The 1,387-nt window shown below is 46.8% G+C and carries 2 protein-coding genes; one reads left to right on the forward strand and one right to left on the reverse strand.

The window, feature by feature from the left end:
• Positions 1 to 569, forward strand: a 569-nt coding sequence (locus tag A3729_RS20160) for an ABC transporter ATP-binding protein (RefSeq protein ID WP_068634206.1), incomplete at its 5' end; no start/stop codon positions are given.
• A gap of 26 nt (positions 570 to 595) precedes the next feature.
• Here the strand turns inward: A3729_RS20160 and A3729_RS20165 are convergent.
• Positions 596 to 1,387: ion transporter (locus A3729_RS20165; protein WP_156498044.1), on the reverse strand; the 792-nt coding region annotated here is incomplete at its 5' end.

Below are 1,387 nucleotides of genomic sequence, written 5' to 3' on the forward strand. Positions count from 1 at the left end.
TACATAAAAGAGCCCGATGGATAGCGCGAGTCTTCCAAGACCCCTTAACTGGCACCTGTGAAGACCTGACGATTGAGGAAAACCTTGCACTTGCGCACGCACGCACCTCACGAAGAGGGCTAAAACGAGCCGCTCGAAGAGAGTTCAAACAAAGCTTTATTAATAAGTTGAAGAGCCTGGAGCTTGGCCTGGAATATCGTTTAGAAGATAAAATTGGACTGTTGTCAGGCGGTCAACGACAAGCGGTCAGCCTCCTAATGGCAGCACTTCAACCTTCAAAATTACTACTGCTTGACGAGCATACTGCTGCCCTGGACCCGAAAACAGCCAAATTTATCCTTAACTTAAGCGAAGAGATTATTCGTAGCGAAAAACTAACTGCCTTAATGGTTACACACAGCATGAATCAGGCCTTAAGCGTTGGCGATAGAACCTTGATGCTTCATCAGGGCCAGGTTGTTCTGGATGTCAGTGGCAAGCAGCGCGAAGGTATGAACAGCCAAGACTTACTGGATCAATTCCATAAGAATCATGACGCCTTGGATGACGATAAATTAGTACTTTCCTAAACTGGCACTGACTCTTACAAAGACATTTAGTGCCGAAAGTGACTCACAACACCCGTCGCCTGATCGAGTGTTAAGCCATATTCAGACACTAAATACGCCACTTCTCGCTGCTCAGACTGACTCATACTCAAATGCAAAGAAGGCTCTTCCTCTTTATTCTTTCCAGCGACTACCTCTAATTGGCCGCGACGAATACGCAGTTTTCNTCGTCGCTCATGCTCCTGCTCTCGAACAAGCTGGACAAATGAGGATGCGAAAATACCAGCGGGCATCGCTGCGATCCCGACACCACAAACCATGACCAGCGCACCAAAAAGCTGTCCTCCGACAGTAATAGGCGTCACATCTCCATAGCCAACGGTTGTCAAGGTCACAACGGCCCACCATAAACAAGCGGGGATACTGCCAAAGGCTTCAGGCTGTTCAACTTTTTCAAAGATATAAATACCTGTCGCGGCAATAAACATCAAGATCATCATCACCAAACCTGCTGCCAGCAAGGTGTTCTTATTCTCACGAAAGACACGAGCAATCATCAACAGTGATGCAGAATAACGCGTTAACTTAAGCACCCTTACCATCGATATCAGCTTAAGAATACGCAGGTCACCAAACGCATCACCCGGCAGTAGCAACAAAAGGAATAAAGGTAAGAAAGAGAAAAGGTCGATTAGGCCCATGGGCGAACGAATATATAGCCAACGCTTTCGCCCGCTAGTCATATGAGTCGCATGAGGTGTTTCTGCCGCTACCCAATAACGCAACAGATACTCAAATGCAAAAACGACCACAAAGCAGATATTAGCAATGAGTACCCA

This window comes from Oleiphilus sp. HI0043 (assembly GCF_001634935.1).